We start from the raw sequence: 20,981 nt of genomic DNA, 5'->3' as shown, positions 1-20,981 counted from the left end.
TATGGTAATAACCGGAGAAAGCACAGAAATGTTTAAATTCTTGCGTCACGATTGGGTGGCACGCACCACTTAAGCGTCTCGGCGGGCATCACGAACGCACGGGAATCAATGCTGAGCCACATCCCAGCTCTCCGTCAGAGCACGCAAGCCGCTGTTTGTGCAGTGGCCAGCAACCTTGGCGCGACTAATTCTCGAAAACGGCGATGACTGCGAGGTCGCGGCCGGCGTAGCGCTCTGCGTCTTGGAGGACTTCGCAGACTACCCCGAAGGATCGGTCTGTGCGGTAGGCGGCCGGGACCTGCCAGATCATGGTGACGGGGCCGCCGTCGTCCTCAGAGAGGGCGTCGGCGTAGTCGTGCAGGGAGTCGTTCAGGGCGTCCAGGTTCACGCCGTAGTACTCAGGGAAGTCCAGGACCTGGGCGAAGACTTCCAGGACCGCCTGCTTGGTGGTTGCCGGGGGGACCATCACGGTCCTGCGGCCGGCGTCGGAAATCTGTTCCTGCAGTTCTTCCAGGGTCCAGGTGTCTGCGGAATATATCTTCATGGGCTCCTACTTGCCTTCGACGATGAACTTGAACGACTTGTAATGGTCCGGGGTGTAGTACTTGGCTGAGTCCTTGCCCACGACGATTCTGCGGGCGCCCCGGTCCGATTCTCCTGGCGTGGTCACCGTGTATTCCTTGTAGAAGCCGCTGGTCTTCTTGGGCAGGCGACCTTCAAAGTTGCCGAAATTTCCGTTGTCTTCCCTATAGGGATAAGGGCCGCCCTTGGCGATCAGCGCCAGCGTTTGACGGGCTTCCTTGGGCAACTGGGAGGCATTGATGGCGGGCAGCGTTGAGGGGTTTGCCACCGCTGCGGCCGACGTCGACACGGAGCCAGGTTCCGGCGTCGTGCTTGGCGCTGTGGGTGTGGCCGTGAGCGAGCCACCGCCCACCATGGCGACCACCAACACGACGACGGCGATCACCAACCCCGCGAACGCCACCAGTTTGCTGCGGCTGCGGTTCATGCGAAGAGCTCCTGAAGGGTGAGTGCCTACGTGCGGTAGATGTTGATGGTGTTGGCTTGCAGGATATCCCGCTCGCCTGAAGCCACCAACGCGCCCTTCCGCCGTTCATGCAGCACCGACGTTGTGAAGCGGAGCTCAAACATGCGCTTGCCGATGCCCGTTTCACTCAGGATCTCCGGCAGCACCATCTTCACATCCTGGTTGCTTCCGTTCACTACGATCAAGCCACGGATTTCGCTGTCCTCGTGCCCCATCAGGAGCTGGACGGAGCGCACATTGGGATCGTTCCAACGTGCGGGAGTCATCCGCTGACCTTTGTCGTCGAACCATTGCAGGCTGGAATTGTTCGCGTTGCCGGGGAAACTCTCAGGCTGGTGGCGCAGGAACCAGCGGCGGAGCCGGACCAGCTCACGCGTAGTCCGGAACATGGCGTTGGCTTCCTGGGTGCGGCTCCAATCCAGCCATGCCGTGGGGTTGTCCTGGCAGTAGGCGTTGTTGTTGCCCTGCTGGGTCCGGCCGATTTCGTCGCCTGCCGTGATCATGGGGACGCCGAAGGACAACAGCAGGGTTGCCATCAGGTTGCGGACGGACAGGGCGCGGGCGGCCACAATGGCCTCGTTCTCGCTCCGGCCCTCAACACCGTGGTTGTAGCTGCGGTTATCGCCGTGGCCGTCGCGGTTCTGCTCACCGTTGGCCTCGTTGTGCTTCCGGTCGTAGCTCACCAGGTCCTTCAACGTGAAGCCGTCGTGGGCCGTGATGAAGTTGACCGATGCAAGCCGCGTGCGTCCGGAAGATGCGAAGAGGTTCGCGGAACCGGCCATGAGTTCAGCCAACGATGCCACGGAACCGCCCTGGCCGCCTGCTTCGATGGCGGCACGGTCGGACAGCCAGAAGCTGCGGACGCCGTCACGGAAATGGTCGTTCCAATCCGACCAACCGTGGGGGAAACGGCCTGTTTGCCAGCCGCCGTAACCGACGTCCCACGGCTCGGCAATGAGCTTGACTTCGGACAGTACCGGGTCCTCCGCGATGGCCTGCAGGAAGGGATGCTGGGGGTCGAAGGTGTTGCCCGCGTCCCGGCACAAGGTCACGGCAAGGTCAAAGCGGAAGCCGTCCACATGGAAGTCGTTCACCCAATACCGCAGGGAATCCAGGGCCAGGTCCACCACCACGGGATCGCTGAAGTCCAAGGTGTTTCCACAGCCGGTGGTGTCCAGGTAGCGCCCATGGGCATCGTGCCGGTAGTAGCGCTTCTCTGCCAGTCCACGGAAGCTCAGGGGCGGTCCATCCGGACCAGCTTCGGCGGTGTGGTTGTACACCACGTCCAGGATGACCTCGATGCCCGCCGCATGCAGCAACTTGATCATGCCCTTGAGCTCGTCCTGTACCGCGTGGGGACCGGCCTTGCGCGCCGCCTCTGTGGCATAGTCCGAATGCGGTGCAAAGAAGGCGGCTGTGTTGTAGCCCCAGTAGTTGGTCATGCCCAGGTCCTGGAGGTGGGACTCATCCAGGTGGAAGTGGATGGGCAGGAGCTGGACGGCCGTGATGCCGAGCTCGGTAAGGTGCTGGATCATCACCGGATGTGCCATCCCGGCGTAGGTACCTCTTAGGTGTTCCGGTATCTCCGGGTGCAGCATCGTCTGTCCACGGACATGCGCTTCGTAGATGACGGAGGTTCGCAAAGGAATGCGGGGCGGACGGTCCTCGCCCCAGTCAAAACCTGTTTCCACGTGCACACTGGTGAGGAACTCGCCCCGCTGGTCCACAGCGCGGCCGTAGGGGTCAAGCAACAGGCGATGTTCGCCGTCGTCGTCCAGGTCCACAGCCGGCAGGGACAAGGGGAAGCCGCGCTCGGACGGGGCCTCGCGGAAACCGTAACGGGTGCCCGGAGGCATCCCGCTGACCAGCCCGAAGTGCACTCCATCCTCAAGGTTGGGAAGGATGTGGGCGCGCCACGGCTCTCCGGGAGCCTGGAAGGCGATCTCCACCTGTTTCAGGTCGGGCGCGAAAACTGCCACGTTCACCTGGTGGTCCTGCGTCATTTCGGCATCGTCAAGGCCGGGCTGGGGCGTGCTCAGTCCGAGGGGCCGTGGCCGCGAGGCGTCGACGGCGGCTGCTGTGTCAAAAATAGGCATAACCATTGCTTGCAAGTTTAGTTCCACGCCAAGTATGTGCCGCGCCGGCCGCGCATGTGACGACGTTCCACGTCGCGATTTGATTACTTGCCTGCTGATGGCCGGATTACTTGGGCCGCTCACGTGCTGGAACGCTGTTCCGACGCCACCTGCGCGGCGGGGAGACGACGCGAATAAGTCGCATGGACCAGCTGTTGTCCCACCCGCTTGGCATACTGGGACGGAGACAACAGGAGGTTCTATCGTGCGCGTGGCACTCGCCCAAGTCATCACCGGCCGGGATCTGGCCGACAATCTGCGGCTCCTGGAGGAGTACGCCCGCCTGGCGAAAGGCGGCGGCGCCGAACTTGTGGTCTTTCCCGAGGCCATGATGCGCGCGTTCGGGAATTCTCTGCTGGATGTCGCTGAACCCCTGGATGGGCCGTGGGCCGGGCGGGTGCGCGCCCTCGCCGACGAACTGCAGATAGTGATCGTGGCCGGCATGTTCACCCCCGGCACTCCTTCGGATTCAGGAGCGCGTCGCGTGCGGAACACGCTGCTGGCCACCGGGCCTGGCGTCGAGGCTAGCTACGACAAGATCCATCTCTTTGACGCGTTCGGCTTCGCCGAGTCGGACACCGTTGAGGCAGGTACAGACCCCGTAACGTTCGACGCCGGCGGCCTCACCTTTGGTTTAGCCACCTGCTACGACATCCGGTTCCCTGCCTTGTTCACGGCCAACGCTGATCGTGGCGCGGTGGTGAACATCGTCTCGGCGTCCTGGGGAGCCGGGCCGGGCAAAGCCGAGCAGTGGCAACTTCTTGCCCGCGCCCGCGCCGTGGACACCACCACGTTCGTGCTCGCGTGCGGCCAAGGAGATCCCGCCACGCAGGGCGTTGAGCCCAAAGGTGCCGCGCCCACGGGGGTGGGGTACTCCGCCGTCGTATCCCCGTTCGGCCAGGTCCTGGAATCCCTCGACGGCGAACCCGGCCTGATCTTCTACGACCTGGATCCCGCCGTGGTGCAGGAAGCCCGCCAAAAACTCCCGGTGCTGGCCAACCGCCGCGACTTCTGACTCCCCCACCGATCCTCTCTCACATCCCTAGCCCTTCAAACCAACGCTCTCTCACATCCCTAGCCCTTCCGGCCGATCCTCTCCCACATCCCTAGCCCTTCAAACCAACGCTCTCTCACATCCCGAGCCCTTCAAACCAACGCTCTCTCACGTCCCGAGGTTTCTGAGTGAAGGAAAGCTCGCTGGGTACTGGGACTACTACCGAAAGCAAGAGGCCCCGAAGAGTTCAGAGCGTGCCACTCAAGCCCGAGGGACGTGAGAGAACGTGCCACTCAAGCCCGAGGGACGTGAGAGAACGTGCCACTCAAGCCCGAGGGACGTGAGAGAACGTGCCACTCAAGCCCGAGGGACGTGAGAGAACGTGCCACTCAAGCCCGAGGGACGTGAGAGAACGTGCCACTCAAGCCCGAGGGACGTGAGAGAGGGTTGTAGCCGCCTACGGCACTCCAGGCACACGAAAGGCGCCGCAGGGGCCATCCGGAAGCATGTGTCCAAGCGGGGACCGATCGAGCATGCGAAGGATGGCGCTTGCGGCGCCTCAGCAAGGACTACTTAGCTGCGCGCTGCCTCGACACTTCGTACAGCGAGATGCCTACGGCCATGGAAGCGTTGAGCGACTCCATGGCGGAGTCGATCGGGATGGAGACGATCTGGTCGCAGTTTTCGCGGACGAGCCGGCTGAGGCCCTTGCCTTCAGAGCCGACCACGATGCAGACGGGCTCGGTGGCAACGGTGAGGTCAGGCAGGGAGACATCGCCATCGCCGTCCAGGCCCAGGACGTAGATGCCCATGTTCTTGAACTGCTTGAGGGCATTGTTGAGGTTCGACGCGCGGGCCACAGGTACGCGGACAGCGGCACCGGCGCTGGTCTTCCACGCGGACGCGGTGACGCCTACGGAGCGACGCTCGGGAACGATCACGCCGTGGCCGCTGAACGCGGACACGGAGCGGATGATTGCACCGAGGTTACGGGGGTCGGTGATGCCGTCCAGGGCAACGAAGATGGGGGCGTTGGAGATGTGCCCCTTCTTCCACTTGGCCAGGGTTGTCTCTGCGAGGTCATAGGCGTCCTCGTACTCGTACGGCGGGATCTGCAGGACGAGGCCCTGGTGGACAGCATCCTCGGTCATGCGGTCCAGCTCAACCTTGCCGGTTTCGAGCAAGGGGATGCCACGCTCAGCTGCGAGTTTGAGGGATTCCTTGACGCGGTCGTCCATCTCGATGCGGATGGCGACGTGCAGTGCCTTGGCCGGGATGCCGGCGCGGAGGGCTTCGACCACCGAGTTACGGCCGGTGACCAGCTCTTCGGTTGCACGTCCCTTAGGGCCGGAGCGTGCACCCGCGCCACCGGGACGGGTGCCGGATCCGCGCTTGGCAGCTGAGCGTTCAGCCAGCTGCTTGTTCTTGTATGCCTTGTGGTAGGTGCGTTCCTCCGCCTTGGGCGTGGGACCCTTGCCCTCCAGGGCCTTGCGGCCGTGGCCACCGGTTCCGGTGGTGGGGCCCTTCTTCTGCTTGACCGACCGGCGACCATTGTTGGCCATGAGATTCCATCCTTGATTTTGTGAGTAAGTCTGGAATCAAGTCTACTGACCCGATGCAATTCGGCCGCCGCGCGGGTTCTTCAGTCGCGTTTAAGGCTCCAGGTGGCCCCGTCCGCACCATCTTCGACGACGACGCCGGCGGCGGCCAGGGTGTCGCGGATCGCGTCGGATGCGGCCCAGTCCTTGCTGGCCCTGGCGGTGGCCCGGGCTGCGAGTTGAGCGTCGATCAGCACTTCCAATGCGGCGTGCTCGCGCCCCTGCACGGCTTCCGGACGCTTCACCGCATCCAAGCCAAGAACTTCGGTCATGGAGAGCACGCTGTAGAGGGCAGCCTTGGCGGCATCGAGGTCGCCGGACGCCAACGCGGTGTTGCCCGCGCGGACGGTCTCGTGGAGCACACCCAGCGCCTGCGGAACATTCAGGTCGTCGTCCATGGCAGCAATAAAGGCCGCCGGCATGTTGGCCTGCGGTGCCACCTCAGCGGCGGAGCCGCCGCTGAGCCTGGCCGACGCTTTGGCAATGAAACCGTCAATACGCTCGACGGCGGCAGCTGCCTCCTGCAGCGAGGTGGGCCGGTAATCCAGGATGGAGCGATAGTGCGCCTGGCCCAGGTAGTAACGGACCACGCGGGGCGATGCGAGCTCCAGCATTTCGGCCGGGCTCACCGTGTTGCCGATGGACTTGGACATCTTTTCGCCCTCGAAGGTGACCATGCCGTTGTGCATCCAGAAGTTGGCGAATTCATCGCCGGCAGCCTGGGACTGGGCCATCTCGTTCTCGTGGTGCGGGAAACGGAGATCCAGTCCCCCACCGTGGATGTCGAACCGCGGGCCAAGGTATTTGGTGACCATGGCAGAGCATTCGAGGTGCCAGCCGGGACGTCCGGCACCCCACGGGGAGTCCCATTTGGCGGTAACGGGCTCGCCGTCCTTGAAACCCTTCCACAGGGCGAAGTCCCGCGGGTCACGCTTGCCGCGAGGGTCGGCGTCGGGGGCTCCCTGCATGTCATCGATATTCTGCCGCGTCAGCGAGCCGTACTTGCTCCAGGAGCGGACATCGAAGTAGACATCGCCGGAATCGTCCAAGGCAGGGTAGGCATGGCCGCGGTCGATGAGGCGCTGGATGAGCGCGTGCATTTCCGGGATGTGGCCGGTGGCGCGGGGCTCGTAGGTTGGCCGCTGGACTCCCAGGGAGTCGTAGGCGTCCTCGAACTCCTGCTCGTAGCGGTAGGCCAACGCCCACCATTCTTCAGCTTGGCGCGCGCTGGGTTCGGCGTCCCAGTCCGGCCCAAAGGACTGGGCGGACTTGGCAAGGATTTTGTCGTCGATGTCGGTGACGTTCCGCACCACTGTGACGCGGAGGCCACGGAATTCGAGCCAGCGGGTCAGCTGGTCGAAGGCAATGGCCGACCTGACGTGGCCCACGTGCGGCATTCCCTGGACAGTGGCCCCGCAGTAGTAGACGCTGGCCTTGCCGTCTTCGAGGGGAACGAAGTCGCGGACTTCGGCGGAGGCGGTGTCATAGAAGCGCAGGGTCACCGCTCCAGATTAGCCGATGACACGGCATGACCTGCCTACTTGCAGTATTCGCCGATCTTGTTGAACTGGACGGTGAGCTTCTCCTGTTGGTCCTTGGTGGCCGCGCCGAGCGATGAAGCGGCGGCTTCGTCCATGATCGCCGCCATGTCCTTGATCGGGTTGCCGATCTCCGGAGCCAGTTTGTCCGCGATCCCGTGATAGTGCGCAGCGATCTGCTTGGACTGCTGCTGCTGGTTGCCCTCGGGCTTGAAGGTGTCGTTGTTCAGGAACTCGCAGCTGGCCGCCACGTCCATCTTCGGTGTCCCGGCACAACCGCCCAGCAGGAGGACCGCGGCAAGGCCTGCGGACAGCGCCACTGCGGAACGCACGACGTCGGCAGGCAGCTTACGCATGCGGCGCACCTTTCGCGGGACCCGGCTCCGCCGGCGCCACCTCGTGGGCGCTGACCGGGTAAACGAGGGCCGTGGCAACAGCCGAGATTCCCTCGCCGCGGCCGGTGAAGCCCAGGCCATCGCTGGTGGTGGCCGTAACGCTGACGGGAGCGCCGGCGGCCTCGCTCAAAACCTGCTGGGATTCTTCCCGTCGGGGGCCGAACTTGGGTCGGTTGGCAACGAACTGCACGGCGACGTTCCCGATCTCGAACCCTGCTGCACGGACGATGCGGGCTGCCTCGCTGAGCAGCGTCACCCCGGAGGCTCCTGCATATTCGGGTCGGTCCGTACCGAAGTGCGTGCCGAGGTCCCCGACCCCGCAGGCGGAGAAGAGCGCATCGGCTGCCGCGTGGGCCACACAATCGCCGTCCGAATGCCCCGAGAGTCCTTGCTCGCCTTCCCAGAAGAGCCCGCCCAACCAGAGCGGTTGGGGATCATCATCGGGGGCGAACGCGTGCACGTCCACACCGATGCCGGTACGGGGCAGGATCATGTCCCGGCTCGACGTCATCAGCCCTCCACCCATCGAATCCCCAGCGGACCTTCCAGGAGGCCTTCAGCGATGATGAGGTCCAGCGGAGTGGTGATCTTAAGGGACTGGCTGGCCCCGCGGACGGAGTGGACCGGAACACCCAGCAGCTCCACCAGCATGGCGTCGTCCGTCACGGTGGCGGCTTGTTTGTCGTCAAAGAGTCCAGCCGCCTCGTGGGCGCGGCGCAGGGTGGCCAGTTCGAAGCCTTGCGGCGTCTGCACGGCCCTGAGGTGTTCGCGCGGCGCCGTTCCCGTGACTACCTCCGGCGCAATGGACGAGTCCGTGCCCGTGGTCTCGGCGACGGTCTTAATGGTGTCCACCACCGGCATGGCCGGAATGACAGCTTTCGCACCGGAGGCCAGGGCATCGGCTACGCGCTCGAAGACGCGCTCCGGGGCCAAGGCGCGGGCTGCATCGTGCACAAGGACGAATTCCGTGCCGTCTTCCAAAGCAGCCAAAGCGGCCCGGACGGAATCAGCACGCGATGATCCGCCGTCGACCACTGAGATTTCCGGGCCACCATCCACCAGGTCAATGGTGAAGTCAGCGATCAACTCGCGGAGTTCGGTGTCGCCCTTGGGCACTGCAATGCAGATCTGGCGCGCGACGTCCGCTGCGACCACCCCACGGAGGGCATGCATCAGGATGGCTTCGCCGCCCAGCGGAACCCGGGCTTTGGGCATGCCGTAGCCGAGGCGCTCACCGGAACCGGCGGCAACCACGATCACGGCCGTAACGGCGCGCATGGAAGGATTACTCATGGTCACCAGAGTACTTTGTGGCAAAAAGAAACCCGGCGGCGCTTTCGCACCACCGGGGCTCAATTCTTAGGAAGCCAAGACCTCGTCAAGAACGCTTGCAGCCTTCTCTTCGTCTGTCTTCTCAGCCAGGGCCAGTTCTGAAATCAGAATCTGCCGCGCCTTGGCCAGCATCCGCTTCTCGCCTGCGGAAAGGCCGCGATCGTGATCACGACGCCAAAGATCGCGAACGACCTCCGCCACCTTGATGACATCGCCTGAAGCAAGCTTCTCCAGGTTCGCCTTGTAACGACGTGACCAGTTGGTAGGCTCTTCAGTGAACTCGGCGCGGAGAACGTCAAAAACGTGCTCCAAGCCTTCTTTGCCCACTACGTCCCGGACCCCAACAAGGTCAACGTTCTCTGCTGGAACTTCAATGGTCAGATCACCCTGAGCCACCTTGAGCTTGAGATACATCTTCTCTTCGCCCTTGATGGTGCGCATCTTGATTTCCTCAATTTTTGCTGCACCGTGGTGAGGGTAAACTACTGTCTCGCCGACCTCAAAAACCATGTGGACTTTCCCCTTTCCCGCAGATTAGTCTATCACGATTAAGGCATACGACTGGCACCCAGCAGGCCGTTCTACCGCGCCAATACAGGGAAAAAGGCCTTAAACGACTTCCTCCAAGGTCTTGACGTAATCCGGGAAAGATGCTTCGAGCAAGCAACGTGCGACCAAGATCTCCTCCGATGCCCGCGCCATAATGGCCTCCCGAATCCTTATTTTGGCGGGTTTGCCGATAGGCTATGGCTGAAAAGTGTTCCAATGACTCTTGAGGAGTAGGTGTCGTGCGCAATACTGCGATGAACCCTGTCCAGCGCGGCAAGCTGGCAATTGCGGCGGCTGCAATCGGCGTCGGTCTTCTGTCCGTCACCGGCTGCGGATTCGTCAACGCCCAGCAGACTACCCACCAGTACTCGGCATCGGACGGGATCAAAGCTGATCTCGGTCAGTTGCAGTTGCGCAACATCCTGATTGTTGCCTCCGGTGAGAACGAGCCCGGCCGTGTGATCGGCGCCGTCTTCAACCAGTCCAGCACTGATGCGACGCTCACGATCAGCGGCGCGAACGGCGCCCAGACGGAGATCCCGGTCAAGGCCAACTCGGAAACGTTGTTGAACGACACCACGGACGCCGCCATCCTGAGCACCGCAGGCGTGATCCCGGGTGGACTGACTCCGGTCACCATCCGCAGCGGGTCGGATTCCGCCACGATCAACGTTCCGGTGGTCGACGGCACGCTGGCTGAGTACACCAAGTACCTGCCCACCACGCCTACTCCCACGGCAACGTCGACGTCGACGTCCACCGAATCCGCAGCAGCCGGCCACTAGCAGGCAGCGCGCTGCAAGACATACAACACAAGGAAGGGTCCCGCCGAGGCGGGACCCTTCCTTTTGTCATTACCGCAGCTATTGCAGCGAAATCTTTACGGCTCGAACTTGTACCCGAGTCCACGCACCGTCACCAGGTAGCGGGGCGCAGAGGGATCGGGCTCGATCTTGCTGCGGAGGCGTTTCACGTGCACGTCCAGCGTCTTGGTGTCGCCAACATAATCCGAACCCCACACACGATCAATCAACTGGCCGCGCGTCAGCACCCTGCCCGAGTTGCGGAGCAGCATCTCCAACAGTTCGAACTCCTTCAACGGCAGTGATACTTGTTCGCCGTTGACGCTGACCACGTGCCGTTCAATGTCCATGCGGACAGGACCGGCCTGCACGGTGGATGTGATGAGCTCCTCCGGCTCGCCCTGACGGCGCAGGACCGCACGGACACGGGCCACCAGCTCACGGGAGGAGTAGGGCTTGGTGACGTAGTCGTCGGCGCCGAGTTCCAGGCCAACCACCTTGTCGATCTCCGAGTCTTTGGCCGTGAGCATAATGACGGGCACGCTGGAACGCTGGCGCAACTGTCGGCACACCTCCGTTCCCGGAGTTCCTGGCAGTTGCAGGTCCAGGAGGACCAGGTCCGCACCGTTCCGGTCGAACTCCACCAAGGCATCGCTGCCGTTGTCCACTACCTCGACGTCAAAGCCCTCTTTGCCCAGGAGATAGGACAGAGGGTCGCTGAAGGACTCTTCGTCCTCCACAATCAAAATCCGGCTCAAGCGCTGGCTCCTTGCTCTTGGGCGCCGCTGGCGCCCCCTTGTTGACCCGCGATATGGGGCTGTTGCCCCGCGACAGGGGTTTGTTGAATCGCAGTGTTGGCTTGGTTAACCGCCCGGTGGGGTTCGACGGCGGCAGCAGGCGCCTTAGGTTCCCCGGGCGCTTCCGCTGTGGCAGCGGGAGCCGGGAGGGCGCCGTCGTCCTCCTGGCCTTCCATCTCCGGCAGGCGGATAGTGAACGTGGACCCCTGGCCGGGCTGGGACCAGACGGTCACCTCGCCACCGTGGTTGGAGACCACATGCTTGACGATGCTCAGGCCAAGACCGGTGCCGCCTGTATGCCGCGAACGTGCGGCGTCAACGCGGTAGAAGCGTTCAAAAACGCGTTCCTGGTCCTCGGGTGTCAAACCCTCGCCCTGGTCCGTCACGGAGATGGCGACGACGCCTTCCCGGGTTCGGATGCCCACTCCCACCCGGGTGTTTTCGGGTGAGTAGCGGATGGCGTTGTCTATCAGGTTGCGCAGCGCAGTCACCAGCAGGTCGCGGTCGCCGAAGACCAGTGAGTCTGAATGGCCGCCCACGACAATCTGGATGTTCTTGCTCTCCGCCGGCAGCTGCGAGCGGTCCACTGCCTCGGTAATCACGGTGTTGATGTCCACCGCATGCCCTTGCTGGGCGACGTTGGCACCCTGCAGGCGGGAAAGTTCAATGATGTCCTGTACCAGGGCTGCGAGCCGGCCGGACTCCTTGTGCATGCGCTTGGCGAAGCGGCGTACGGCTTCCTCGTCATCCGGCGAGGCTTCCAGAGCTTCAGCCAGGAGGGAGATGGCGCCGACGGGAGTCTTGAGCTCGTGGGACACGTTGGCCACGAAGTCGTTGCGGATCTCTTCAGTGCGGGTGATTTCCGTGCGGTCGTCCGCGAGGAGCACGATGTATTCTTGGCCCAGCATGGCCGCCCGCACCTGCACCACGATGGTTCCCTTGCCCAAAGGACCACGGGGAAGCTCGTACTGCTCCTCCAGGATCACGCCGTCGCGGCGGACTTTGGCAGTCATGTCCAGGAGCTGCTTGTGCACCACGGTGTGACCGCGGACCAGGCCGTAGGCATACGCAGCGGGACTCGCACGCACCACGCCGTCGATCACGTCCACCACAACAAACGCGCGCCCGACGACGGCTAGCACTTCCGCAGCTCCGTCAGGAAGGCGGGGCTCAGCAACGTCCAGGTCCACAATGCTCCGCTGCCGCTCACTGATCCTGAACGCGAGCATGCCAAAGACGCCCAACGACAGGCCAACGAGGCCGGCGACGACACCTATGAGCAATGGATCCACGGCTCCAGCTTATGCTGTGGAAAGACGGACAAGCATTGATCCGGCGCCAAACGCGGACGGTTCAACTAACGTTCATCTAAAGGTGCCGAACAGTTCACTGGCTCCTGACACAGTTACTGGTTGGACTGCCAATGGTTTTGAAGTCCGGCCCGCATCCAGGGAACCGGATTTCCAAAGAAAGGACGCCTTAGTGCGCAAGGTTTTTCAGGAGGAGCTCACCCAGGTAGGTGACGACCTCATCGAGATCTCCAAGCTGGTTCACGAAGCAATCACGAAGGCCACAACGTCCTTCGAAGGCGCCGACGTGGATCTTGCCCAGGACGTCATCGCGGCGGATGCACGGATCGATTTCCTGCAGAACAGCCTCGACGAGCGTGCCATCGACATCCTTGCCTTGCAGGGCCCTGTGGCCAGCGACCTCCGCATGATCGTGGGTTCGCTGCGCATGAGTGCGTCGCTGGAACGCATGGGTGACCTGGCCCGACACGTAGCCCAGCTGGCGCGTCTCCGCTACCCGGCCACCGTGATCCCTGCTCCGCTGACCCAGACCTTCAAGGCCATGGCGCAGCACGACATCGAGATCACCTCCAAGGTCATCGAGCTCCTTGAAACCCGCGACCTTGAGGTCGCCCGCGACATCCTCAAGATCAACATCGCCGTGGACGACCTCCACCTCAGCGTCTTCAAGGCCATCGCCGCCCCTGAGTGGAGCGAGAGCCCGTCCACCACCGTGGACGTTGCCTTGGCCAGCCGCTACTTCGAGCGCTTCGCTGATCACGGTGTGTCCGTAGCCCGCAAGGTCACCTACCTGGTGACGGGTGAATGGCAGCCTGAAGGCTTCTAGCCCTTCCTATACCGCAGAAACAACGACGGCGGCCGGTCACCTCAGGTGACCGGCCGCCGTCGTGTGGTGCTCAGGCGCTACTTTTTGCCCTGGTTGGCTACCGCGAGGATGGCCTGGGCTGCGGCGTCGGGATCCAGGTAGGTTCCGCCGGGGTTGATGGGCTGGAAGTCCTCATCCAGTTCATAGACCAGCGGGATGCCCGTGGGGATGTTCAGCCCGGCGATGGCGTCGTCGCTGATGCCATCCAGGTGCTTCACGAGGGCACGCAGGGAGTTGCCGTGCGCGGTGACCAGGACGGTCTTGCCGGCTTTGAGGTCTTCCTTGATGTCCGATTCCCAGTAAGGGAGCAGGCGTACCAGGACGTCCTTGAGGCACTCGGTGCGCGGCAGTGCGTCACCAAGATCCTTGTAGCGGACGTCGTGTGCCTGGGAGAATTCGCTGTCGTCGGACAGGGGCGGCGGCGGAGTGTCGTAGCTGCGGCGCCATTCCATGAACTGCTCTTCACCGAACTCGGCCAGGGTCTGGGCCTTGTCCTTGCCCTGCAACGCGCCGTAGTGGCGTTCGTTCAGGCGCCAGTCGCGCTTGACCGGGATCCAGCCTCGGTTGGCTTTGTCCAGTGCCATGTTGGCGGTGTTGATGGCACGCTTCAAGAGCGAGGTGTAGAGGACGTCCGGCAGGATGTTGTTCTCCACGAGGAGCTCTCCACCGCGGACTGCTTCTTCGCGGCCTTGATCGTTCAGGTCTACGTCCACCCAGCCGGTGAACAGGTTCTTGGCGTTCCAGTCGCTGTGGCCATGGCGCAGCAGAATCAGCTTGTAAGTCATGGTTTTCATCCTAGCCGAGCGGCTCCATTGCCTGCCCGGCATTACGTCCGCGCGAGATAAAGTGGGGGCCGTGGTGCAAAAAGCGGAACGGGTGGGTTCTCCCCGCAGTCGGGGCGGCAACCTGTCAGGCAAACCGATCGGCAACATCACCCGCGGCACCACGAATCCCAACCGCATGCGCCGCCTGGACCGTTGGCTTGCCGGGCCTCAGGCGTGGCGGCTTCGCGCCGCCGTCGAGCCCCTGGTGGTGGACCTGGGGTATGGCGCTTCGCCGACCACCGCCGTCGAGCTTTTTGAACGCCTGCAGTCCGTACGGCCGGATGTCCGCGTCTGCGGGATCGAGATTGAACCGGAACGCGTCAGGACCGCCAAAGCACTGGAGCGGCCCGGGCTGAGCTTCCACGTTGGGGGCTTCGAGGTTCCCGTACCCGGAAATCCGGTGCTGGTCCGCGCCTTCAATGTGCTGCGCCAATACGAGGAAGCCGACGTTGCCCGAATTTGGCGGCTGGTGCAGTCGCGGCTGGCGCCGGGAGGCCTGTTCATTGACGGCACGTGTGATGAGATCGGCCGCCGGGTGACATGGGTGGCCCTGGATTCCGAGCGCCCGTTGAGCCTCAGTTTTTCAGTACGTTTCGGCAGTTTCGAACTGCCGTCCGAAATCGCTGAGCGGCTGCCAAAAGCCCTTATTCACAGGAACGTTCCCGGCGAACCGGTTCACGCGTTCCTGCAGGCGATGGACAAGGCGTGGCTGGAGGCGGCACCTCTGGCGTCGTTCGGAAACCGGCAGCGGTGGACAGGCATGTGCCGTTCACTGCGCGACGCCGGATGGCCGCTTCACGACGGGCCGGCGCGGTGGCGCCTCGGTGAAGTGACCGTGGCGTGGGACGCTGTGGCGCCCCAGTAGCGCTTTCCGGAAGTGCTTACCAGGGACCGTAAGGGCCAACGTTGCGGTTGCCGCCGCTGCCGGCCTCGCGAAGGGCGGGGCGGACATCGGCAAGGTACACGCAGGCCGCGGTGACTGCAGCGATGCCGAAGAGGCCCAAGCCGCTTCCGCCGGTGAAGACCGTCAGTGCCCCGATGGCGAAAGCAATGCCGGTGAGCGCAGTCCAGAACGTCTTGGTCCGCTTGGAAGCGGCCACGAAGAGCGTCGGGCGGTGGCGCAGGCAGTCAGCGAAGGCCCACACTTCCAAGGCAAGGGCTACCAGGCCAAGGATGAAGTACACCGCATTGGTGACAATCGCGATCAAGAATTTTCCGTCCACGCCCTTTAGCCTAGCCGTCCAGCGACTTCAGCGCTTGCTCAAGGTCGGACCAGAGGTCCTCCGCGTTCTCGATTCCAACGCTCAACCGGACCAGGTTCTCCGGAACGCTCAGCGGCTCAGCGGTGTGCCGGCGCCGGCGCTCAATCAGTGACTCGACGCCACCCAGCGACGTTGCGGGCAGCCAGAGCTGCAGCGCCCGGACCAGTTCGTCCGCAGCGTCAGCACCGCTGCGCTGTTCGTCTCCGGCAATCTGGATGCACAGGATGGAGCCGAAGCCCTTCATCTGCACCTTGGCGCGCTCGTGTCCGGGATCGGTGGGAAGGCCCGGATAGCGGATCGCTTCAACCCGCGGGTGGCTGCTGAGGCGTTCGGCGAGGTTTGCAGCCGTTGCCTGCGAGCGTTCAATCCGCAGGGCGAGGGTGCGGAGGCCGCGCAGAGCCAGCCAGGCTTCGAACGGCCCGGCGATGCCACCATGGATGATGCGGTGGTGCAGAAGCGTGGCGCGCAGCTCCGGATTGGATGTCACCAGGGCACCAAGGACCACATCCGAATGTCCGGCCAGGTACTTGGTCACCGAGTGAAGCACGACGTCGGATCCCAGGCTGAGCGGTTGCTGCACCAACGGCGTCGAGAAAGTGTTGTCCGTGACCACGATTGCGCCCACTGCGTGCGCGGCATCGGCCAGTGCACGGATATCGGCGATGCCTAGCATGGGGTTGGTGGGGCTCTCCAGCCAGAGGAGATCGGCTTTCTTGCCGTTCTCCGGGCTGATGAGGGCCTTCACGGCATCCGTGTCCGTGATGTCCACAGTGCGCAGCGCCAGGAAACCCTTCTCTGCCAGCTCCGTGGCCATCACCAAGGACCCCGCGTAGCTGTGGGACGGCATGACAACCACGCCGCCTGCAGGTACCAGCGATAGTGCGGAACTGACGGCCGCGAGGCCGGAGGCGTACAGCAGGCCCGGGAGGGTGGCACCTTCCAACTTGGCGAGTGCATCCTCGAACGGGTCCCACGTGGGGTTGGCATACCGTCCGTAGCCGCGGTCCCCGTCGCTTAATGAACCTGTGCCGAAATAGGTGGAGGACAGGACGATAGGCGGATTCACCGGCTCATCGTGGGCCCGTTCGGGGCGGCCTGCAGCAACGACAACGGTTTCCGGAGACAAATCGGCGGCATGCTGATCGGAAAGGCTCATGGTTTCAGCGTAGCCGCGGGCAAGGCTGCGGATGAAAGGCGTTACGCGTCTTGATGTCAGTGAAGCTCGGTAGGCTAGACGCGTGAGTATTCAGAGCCCAGGTCTTTTTATCGCCTTCGAAGGCGGGGATGGAGCGGGCAAGTCCACGCAGGCCGCCCGGCTCTCTGACGCCCTTGAGTCGCGGGGACTTTCCGTGCTGCACACACGGGAGCCCGGCGGCACCCCCATTGGCGAGAAATTGCGTTCCCTGGTCCTGGACCATGGGCACGGAACCATCGATGCCCGTACGGAAGCGCTCATGTTTGCTGCGGCCCGCGCCGCCCATGCGAGCCAGGTGATCCGCCCTGCATTGGCTGAGGGAACGGTAGTCATCACTGACCGCTACATCGACTCGTCAGTGGCCTATCAGGGTGCTGGACGCGGTTTGGGTGCCGAGGGAGTCTTGACGCTCAACCAATGGGCCACTGATGGCTTGCGCCCGGACCTGACCGTACTGCTCGACGTCGACCCCTCCGATGGCCGCCGGCGGCGAACTGCCGGGGACGCCGCGGAGGACAGGCTGGAGTCCGAGCCTGATGCCTTCCACGCCGCCATCCGCCATGCTTTCCTGGAACTCGCCGAGGCCACACCGTCGGGCTACTTGGTCCTGCCGGCCAATTCCGACATTGACACCCTCGCCGCTCAGATCCTTGAACGGGTGGAATCTTTGCTGGGTGACCGCGTTCCGGGCGACCGTCCGTGAGTGTTTGGGACGACCTCCAAGGGCAGGCACCCGTCGTAGCGCAATTGAAGCAGGCGGCGCAGGGTGAAACCGGCCTCACCCATGCGTGGCTGTTCACCGGTCCGCCGGGATCCGGACGTTCCAATGCAGCCAAGGCCTTCGCGGCAGCGCTGAATTGCGAGCAGGACGACGTCGCCCTTCGCGGTTGCGGTGAATGCGCGGCCTGTCACACGATTCTCGGCGAGACACACTCTGATGTGACATTTGTGCGGACCGAGAAAGTCACCATCACCATTGACGAGGCCCGTGCACTGGTATCCAAAGCGGGCGACAGGCCGGCGACTGGCCGGTGGCGGATCATCGTGGTGGAGGACGCAGACCGCATGGCCGAGCGGACCACCAACGTGCTGTTGAAGGCCATCGAGGAACCCACGCCCCGCACCATCTGGATGTTGTGTGCCCCCTCCCCCGCCGACGTCCTGGTCACCATCCGTTCCCGGTGCCGTCCGGTAAGCCTTCGACTTCCGCCGGCATCCGACGTCGCCGATCTCCTGGTAAGGCGCGACGGCGTCGAACGGCAACTCGCTGACCGCGCCGCACGCGCTGCGCAAAGCCATATCGGTATTGCCCGGCGGCTGGCACGCGACGCCGATGCCAGGCAACGCCGCTTGGATACGGTAAAGATTCCCCTTGGTCTTCGCGGCGTCACCGCTGCGGTGATGATGGCCGAGAAGCTGGTGAAAATCGCCACCGAAGAGGCCAACAGCTCCAATGACGAGCGTGATGCGGCGGAGAAAATCGCCCTGTTGGCAAGCCTCGGCGCCCCAGAGTCCGGCACGTTGCCGCCCTCCATGCGCAGCCAGGTCAAACAACTTGAGGACGACCAGAAAAGGCGGGCCAAGCGGTCCATCACCGACTCCCTGGACCGTACCCTGACAGATCTGCTGTCCTTCTACAGGGACGTGTTGATCATCCAGTTGGGGAACGCTGTGGAACTGGTCAACGTTGAGCTCAAGAGCGAACTGGAAGACTACGCCGGCAGTTCAACCCCGGAAACCACCCTGGCCCGGATGGACGCCATCAACAAAGCCCGTGTCCGAATCACCACCACCAACGTGGCTCCCCTGTTGGCGGTCGAGTCCATGGCCACGAGCCTCATCCAGCAATAGGAGAACCCATGACGTCCGCACCCCACCGGCCCGCCGGTGCCCCTTCAAGGGACCGGTCCGCCCAGCGTGGGGCCCGTCGCGGCTTCGTGGCTGCTGGTGTTGCCGTAGCTGCCGCACTGGTGCTGAGCGCCTGCACTGTGCCGTTCCTGCCGGCACCCACGGCCAAGCCGTCCACCAGCACCGTGGATCCCTCAATAGCGGCCTCGGCCCCCAAGGGCCTGGAGAAGTTCTACTCGCAGCCGGTGGAGTGGAGTTCCTGCGAAAATGGCTTCCAGTGCGGCGAAGTCCAGGTGCCCAAGGACTACGCAAACCCAGGGGCCGGCGACATCACGCTCTCCGTCATCAAGTTGCCCAGCACCGGCAACAAGCAGGGATCAATCCTGGTCAACCCCGGTGGCCCCGGCGGCTCCGGGGTGGATTACATCAAGGATGCAGGCAACACCAACTTCACCGAAAAACTGAAGAACAACTTCGATCTGGTGGGCTTTGATCCCCGCGGCGTGAAACGCTCAGCTCCCGTCAAGTGCATGACCGACGCCGAACGTGATGCTGCCCGCGAAAAGGTGTTCCGGAAGAACACCGACGAAGGACTGGAAGCCGCACTGGCCTTCAACAAAGCCTTCGCTGAACAGTGCTTGGAGCAGACCGGGGATGTCCTGGGACAGATTGATACCGTCAGCGCGGCCAAGGACCTGGATGTCCTTCGCGCCGTGGTCAACGACGCCAAGCTCAACTACTTGGGCTTCTCCTACGGCACCTTCCTTGGATCCACTTATGCTGCACTTTTCCCTGACAACGTGGGCCGCCTGGTCCTGGACGGCGCCGTGGATCCGTCCATCAGCAACGAGGAACTGACCGCCGGACAAGCACGGGCCTTCGAACGGGCGATCCGCACCTACGTAGCCAGCTGCCAGGGCCAGAACCAGTGTCCCCTCAGCGGATCCGTAGATAACGGCGTCCAGGAGATCAGGGACCTCATCAACGCCGTGGACCAGAATCCCCAGACCGCCAAGGACGGCCGTTTGGTGACCAGCAATGACTTCGTCAACGGACTGATCCTGCCGCTGTACAACGACCAAAGCTGGCCCGCCCTGACCCAGGCTCTGGAGAGCGCCTTCTCTGGGGACGTGTCCCAGATGATGCGGCTTGCCGATCTTGGGGCCGACCGTGAGGCCAACGGCACCTACAGCTCCAACTCTGCCTTCGCGTTCCAGGCCATCAACTGCCTGGACTACCCCATGGTTACTGACACCGCGGGTATGCGGGCCGAGGAGGCCCGCCTGATCCAGGATTCCCCCACCTTCGGTTCCTTCTTTGCCTACGGCGGAGTCAACTGCAAGGACTGGCCGTACAAGAACACCCGCACGCCTGCACCTGTTGAATACAACGGGTCCGCTCCCATCGTGGTGGTGGGCACCACCGGCGACCCCGCCACTCCCCTGGAGTGGTCCCAGTCGCTGCGCAAGCAGTTGGAAAACGCCTCACTGGTCACTTGGGAAGGTGAGGGGCACACCGCCTACGGCCGCTCGAACTCCTGCGTCAGCACCGCCGTCGACGAGTACTTTGTTGATGGCAAGCTGCCGCAGGACGGCCTGAAGTGCTAGAGGTGCCTGGCTTCGCGTTTTTCCACCAAGAGCGGTAGTTGCTTAATGGAATCCACCACGACGGTGGCGCCGGCTGCTCGCAGCGTCGCTTCGGAGTGCGAGCCCGTCAGCACCCCGGCGATGAGGGACGCGCCCGAGCGGATGCCTGAGAGCATGTCCGAGCTCGTATCGCCGACCACCGCTACCTCGCGCACGTCGTCAAGGTCCAGGGCGAGCACGGCAGTCAGGATCATGTCCGGGTAAGGCCGGCCACGTCCGGCATCGGCAGGACACAGGCTGAGGTCGGCCAGGCCCATCCATCCCAAAGATTCCAGCACCATGTTCTGCGTGTGCCGGCCAAAGCCCGTGGCCAGGCACACCTGCATGCCGGACTCACGCATCCACAGGATGGCGTCCTCCGCGCCCGGAATGGCGCGGACGCCGCCGTCGTCGATCATTTCGTCGTACGCCTTCTCAAAGACCTTGTTGGCACTGGCAGCCACCTCTGAGTCGTCGAAAAGGTGGCTGAACACGGTCATTTTCGAAAAGCCCATGGTGTCCCGGGCATAGCCCAACATGCTCTCGAATCTGCTGCTGCCGGGTTCGATGCCGTGCTCGGCCAGCGCCCGGGACATGGCCAATTCCGTGCGGCCATCATCGGTGATGGTGGTGCCCACCATGTCAACCACCGCCAGCCTCAGCCGGTTGGATGTGTGGCTGGCGTCCCTGGTCAATGCGTCCCCGGTCATTGAGCGGCTCCTTTGGCTTGTCTGTGTGGCGGGTGTACCTCGCCACAGTTGATTCCCCAGCTTCCGGCGGCAGGGAAACGCCTGCCTGAACCCGGCCCGACGCTGGGGTGAACATCCCTGCAACGGCCGCCACCGCTCTCGTTTTGACCCGGA

Annotated in this window: 22 protein-coding genes; 7 read left to right on the top strand and 15 right to left on the bottom strand. The window is 63.5% G+C overall.

What is annotated here, in order from left to right:
• Positions 1–184: 184 nt before the first annotated feature.
• From QEH68_RS04695 to glgX, 3 genes are read right to left on the bottom strand one after another with little or no spacing between them, the layout of a single operon-like run.
• Complete coding sequence (locus QEH68_RS04695; RefSeq protein WP_207596380.1) at positions 185–544, bottom strand: barstar family protein; 360 nt, start codon at positions 542–544, stop codon at positions 185–187.
• Between the two features lie 6 nt (positions 545–550).
• Positions 551–1,009 carry a ribonuclease domain-containing protein gene (locus QEH68_RS04690; RefSeq protein ID WP_207596379.1) on the bottom strand — a complete coding sequence of 153 codons (459 nt, stop codon included), beginning with the start codon at positions 1,007–1,009 and terminating at the stop codon, positions 551–553.
• Positions 1,010–1,035: 26 nt separating this feature from the next.
• Positions 1,036–3,150 (bottom strand): glycogen debranching protein GlgX, encoded by a 2,115-nt coding sequence (gene glgX, locus QEH68_RS04685; RefSeq protein ID WP_280626923.1) that lies wholly within the window; start codon positions 3,148–3,150, stop codon positions 1,036–1,038.
• Between the two features lie 238 nt (positions 3,151–3,388).
• Between glgX and QEH68_RS04680 the strand changes: the two genes are divergently transcribed.
• On the top strand, positions 3,389–4,198 hold the full coding sequence (locus tag QEH68_RS04680) for a carbon-nitrogen hydrolase family protein (RefSeq protein ID WP_280626921.1): 810 nt from the start codon (positions 3,389–3,391) through the stop codon (positions 4,196–4,198).
• 548 nt (positions 4,199–4,746) lie between these two features.
• On the opposite strand, the gene rlmB is transcribed toward QEH68_RS04680, so the two are convergent.
• The 6 genes from rlmB to QEH68_RS04650 form a co-directional block, all read right to left on the bottom strand.
• Complete coding sequence (rlmB, locus tag QEH68_RS04675) at positions 4,747–5,739, bottom strand: 23S rRNA (guanosine(2251)-2'-O)-methyltransferase RlmB (protein WP_142936564.1); 993 nt, start codon at positions 5,737–5,739, stop codon at positions 4,747–4,749.
• An 80-nt stretch (positions 5,740–5,819) separates the two neighbouring features.
• Entirely contained in the window at positions 5,820–7,277 is a 1,458-nt protein-coding gene (gene cysS / locus QEH68_RS04670) for a cysteine--tRNA ligase (protein WP_207596374.1), read from the bottom strand.
• A gap of 35 nt (positions 7,278–7,312) precedes the next feature.
• Entirely contained in the window at positions 7,313–7,669 is a 357-nt protein-coding gene (locus QEH68_RS04665; protein ID WP_280626918.1) for a hypothetical protein, read from the bottom strand.
• Complete coding sequence (gene ispF / locus QEH68_RS04660) at positions 7,662–8,219, bottom strand: 2-C-methyl-D-erythritol 2,4-cyclodiphosphate synthase (RefSeq protein ID WP_280626916.1); 558 nt, start codon at positions 8,217–8,219, stop codon at positions 7,662–7,664. Before ispF ends, QEH68_RS04665 begins: the two co-directional genes overlap by 8 nt.
• Complete coding sequence (gene ispD / locus QEH68_RS04655; RefSeq protein ID WP_280626913.1) at positions 8,219–9,001, bottom strand: 2-C-methyl-D-erythritol 4-phosphate cytidylyltransferase; 783 nt, start codon at positions 8,999–9,001, stop codon at positions 8,219–8,221. The genes ispF and ispD overlap by 1 nt, the downstream gene beginning before the upstream one ends.
• Before the next feature lie 66 nt (positions 9,002–9,067).
• Complete coding sequence (locus tag QEH68_RS04650; protein WP_011690592.1) at positions 9,068–9,550, bottom strand: CarD family transcriptional regulator; 483 nt, start codon at positions 9,548–9,550, stop codon at positions 9,068–9,070.
• A gap of 293 nt (positions 9,551–9,843) precedes the next feature.
• Between QEH68_RS04650 and QEH68_RS04645 the strand changes: the two genes are divergently transcribed.
• Positions 9,844–10,374: a hypothetical protein gene (locus tag QEH68_RS04645; RefSeq protein ID WP_280627972.1), complete on the top strand. Its 531-nt coding sequence runs from the start codon at positions 9,844–9,846 to the stop codon at positions 10,372–10,374.
• A 95-nt stretch (positions 10,375–10,469) separates the two neighbouring features.
• On the opposite strand, the gene QEH68_RS04640 is transcribed toward QEH68_RS04645, so the two are convergent.
• Complete coding sequence (locus tag QEH68_RS04640) at positions 10,470–11,150, bottom strand: response regulator transcription factor (RefSeq protein WP_020608526.1); 681 nt, start codon at positions 11,148–11,150, stop codon at positions 10,470–10,472.
• A complete protein-coding gene (locus tag QEH68_RS04635; protein ID WP_280627971.1) occupies positions 11,147–12,472 on the bottom strand; it encodes an ATP-binding protein in 1,326 nt (441 codons plus the stop codon). The genes QEH68_RS04640 and QEH68_RS04635 overlap by 4 nt, the downstream gene beginning before the upstream one ends.
• Positions 12,473–12,671: 199 nt before the next feature.
• Between QEH68_RS04635 and phoU the strand changes: the two genes are divergently transcribed.
• Complete coding sequence (phoU, locus tag QEH68_RS04630) at positions 12,672–13,325, top strand: phosphate signaling complex protein PhoU (RefSeq protein WP_207596369.1); 654 nt, start codon at positions 12,672–12,674, stop codon at positions 13,323–13,325.
• A 77-nt stretch (positions 13,326–13,402) separates the two neighbouring features.
• Here the strand turns inward: phoU and QEH68_RS04625 are convergent, their stop codons facing one another.
• On the bottom strand, positions 13,403–14,149 hold the full coding sequence (locus QEH68_RS04625; RefSeq protein ID WP_207596368.1) for a phosphoglyceromutase: 747 nt from the start codon (positions 14,147–14,149) through the stop codon (positions 13,403–13,405).
• Between the two features lie 70 nt (positions 14,150–14,219).
• Between QEH68_RS04625 and QEH68_RS04620 the strand changes: the two genes are divergently transcribed.
• The gene (locus tag QEH68_RS04620) at positions 14,220–15,053 is read left to right on the top strand and encodes a class I SAM-dependent methyltransferase (RefSeq protein WP_280626841.1); all 834 of its coding nucleotides are present in this window, start codon (positions 14,220–14,222) and stop codon (positions 15,051–15,053) included.
• A 16-nt stretch (positions 15,054–15,069) separates the two neighbouring features.
• Here QEH68_RS04620 and QEH68_RS04615 read toward each other — a convergent pair whose 3' ends face one another.
• Together QEH68_RS04615 and QEH68_RS04610 are read right to left on the bottom strand one after the other, a co-directional pair.
• Complete coding sequence (locus QEH68_RS04615) at positions 15,070–15,411, bottom strand: DUF2516 family protein (protein WP_089593784.1); 342 nt, start codon at positions 15,409–15,411, stop codon at positions 15,070–15,072.
• Between the two features lie 10 nt (positions 15,412–15,421).
• On the bottom strand, positions 15,422–16,606 hold the full coding sequence (locus tag QEH68_RS04610) for an aminotransferase class I/II-fold pyridoxal phosphate-dependent enzyme (RefSeq protein WP_280626837.1): 1,185 nt from the start codon (positions 16,604–16,606) through the stop codon (positions 15,422–15,424).
• An 82-nt stretch (positions 16,607–16,688) separates the two neighbouring features.
• On the opposite strand from QEH68_RS04610, the gene tmk reads away from it, so the two are divergent.
• Genes tmk through QEH68_RS04595 form a run of 3 tightly spaced genes read left to right on the top strand, consistent with a single transcriptional unit; the run spans position 16,689 to position 20,100 of the window.
• The gene (tmk, locus tag QEH68_RS04605; RefSeq protein ID WP_280626835.1) at positions 16,689–17,348 is read left to right on the top strand and encodes a dTMP kinase; all 660 of its coding nucleotides are present in this window, start codon (positions 16,689–16,691) and stop codon (positions 17,346–17,348) included.
• The gene (locus QEH68_RS04600) at positions 17,345–18,496 is read left to right on the top strand and encodes a DNA polymerase III subunit delta' (protein ID WP_280626833.1); all 1,152 of its coding nucleotides are present in this window, start codon (positions 17,345–17,347) and stop codon (positions 18,494–18,496) included. Before tmk ends, QEH68_RS04600 begins: the two co-directional genes overlap by 4 nt.
• A gap of 8 nt (positions 18,497–18,504) precedes the next feature.
• Entirely contained in the window at positions 18,505–20,100 is a 1,596-nt protein-coding gene (locus tag QEH68_RS04595) for an alpha/beta hydrolase (RefSeq protein WP_207596361.1), read from the top strand.
• Here QEH68_RS04595 and QEH68_RS04590 read toward each other — a convergent pair.
• Complete coding sequence (locus tag QEH68_RS04590) at positions 20,097–20,828, bottom strand: HAD family hydrolase (protein WP_280626830.1); 732 nt, start codon at positions 20,826–20,828, stop codon at positions 20,097–20,099. The genes QEH68_RS04595 and QEH68_RS04590 overlap by 4 nt on opposite strands.
• Positions 20,829–20,981: the final 153 nt, after the last annotated feature.

Origin of the sequence: Paenarthrobacter sp. OM7 (genome assembly GCF_029873575.1) — a bacterium.
In the GTDB taxonomy this organism is placed as follows: Bacteria; Actinomycetota; Actinomycetes; order Actinomycetales; family Micrococcaceae; genus Arthrobacter.
Note: the sequence above shows the minus strand (reverse complement) of the source record. Positions and strands in the feature narration are given on the sequence as shown.

Excerpts from the sequence above, each read along its gene's own strand:
- glgX (WP_280626923.1), bottom strand. The coding sequence starts at position 3,150 with ATGGTTATGCCTATTTTTGACACAGCAGCCGCCGTCGACGCCTCGCGG.
- QEH68_RS04695 (WP_207596380.1), bottom strand. The coding sequence starts at position 544 with ATGAAGATATATTCCGCAGACACCTGGACCCTGGAAGAACTGCAGGAA.
- ispD (WP_280626913.1), bottom strand. The coding sequence starts at position 9,001 with ATGAGTAATCCTTCCATGCGCGCCGTTACGGCCGTGATCGTGGTTGCC.
- ispF (WP_280626916.1), bottom strand. The coding sequence starts at position 8,219 with ATGACGTCGAGCCGGGACATGATCCTGCCCCGTACCGGCATCGGTGTG.
- QEH68_RS04610 (WP_280626837.1), bottom strand. The coding sequence starts at position 16,606 with ATGAGCCTTTCCGATCAGCATGCCGCCGATTTGTCTCCGGAAACCGTT.
- QEH68_RS04645 (WP_280627972.1), top strand. The coding sequence starts at position 9,844 with ATGAACCCTGTCCAGCGCGGCAAGCTGGCAATTGCGGCGGCTGCAATC.
- QEH68_RS04625 (WP_207596368.1), bottom strand. The coding sequence starts at position 14,149 with ATGACTTACAAGCTGATTCTGCTGCGCCATGGCCACAGCGACTGGAAC.
- QEH68_RS04590 (WP_280626830.1), bottom strand. The coding sequence starts at position 20,828 with ATGACCGGGGACGCATTGACCAGGGACGCCAGCCACACATCCAACCGG.
- QEH68_RS04650 (WP_011690592.1), bottom strand. The coding sequence starts at position 9,550 with ATGGTTTTTGAGGTCGGCGAGACAGTAGTTTACCCTCACCACGGTGCA.
- QEH68_RS04690 (WP_207596379.1), bottom strand. The coding sequence starts at position 1,009 with ATGAACCGCAGCCGCAGCAAACTGGTGGCGTTCGCGGGGTTGGTGATC.
- QEH68_RS04595 (WP_207596361.1), top strand. The coding sequence starts at position 18,505 with ATGACGTCCGCACCCCACCGGCCCGCCGGTGCCCCTTCAAGGGACCGG.
- rlmB (WP_142936564.1), bottom strand. The coding sequence starts at position 5,739 with ATGGCCAACAATGGTCGCCGGTCGGTCAAGCAGAAGAAGGGCCCCACC.
- QEH68_RS04665 (WP_280626918.1), bottom strand. The coding sequence starts at position 7,669 with ATGCGTAAGCTGCCTGCCGACGTCGTGCGTTCCGCAGTGGCGCTGTCC.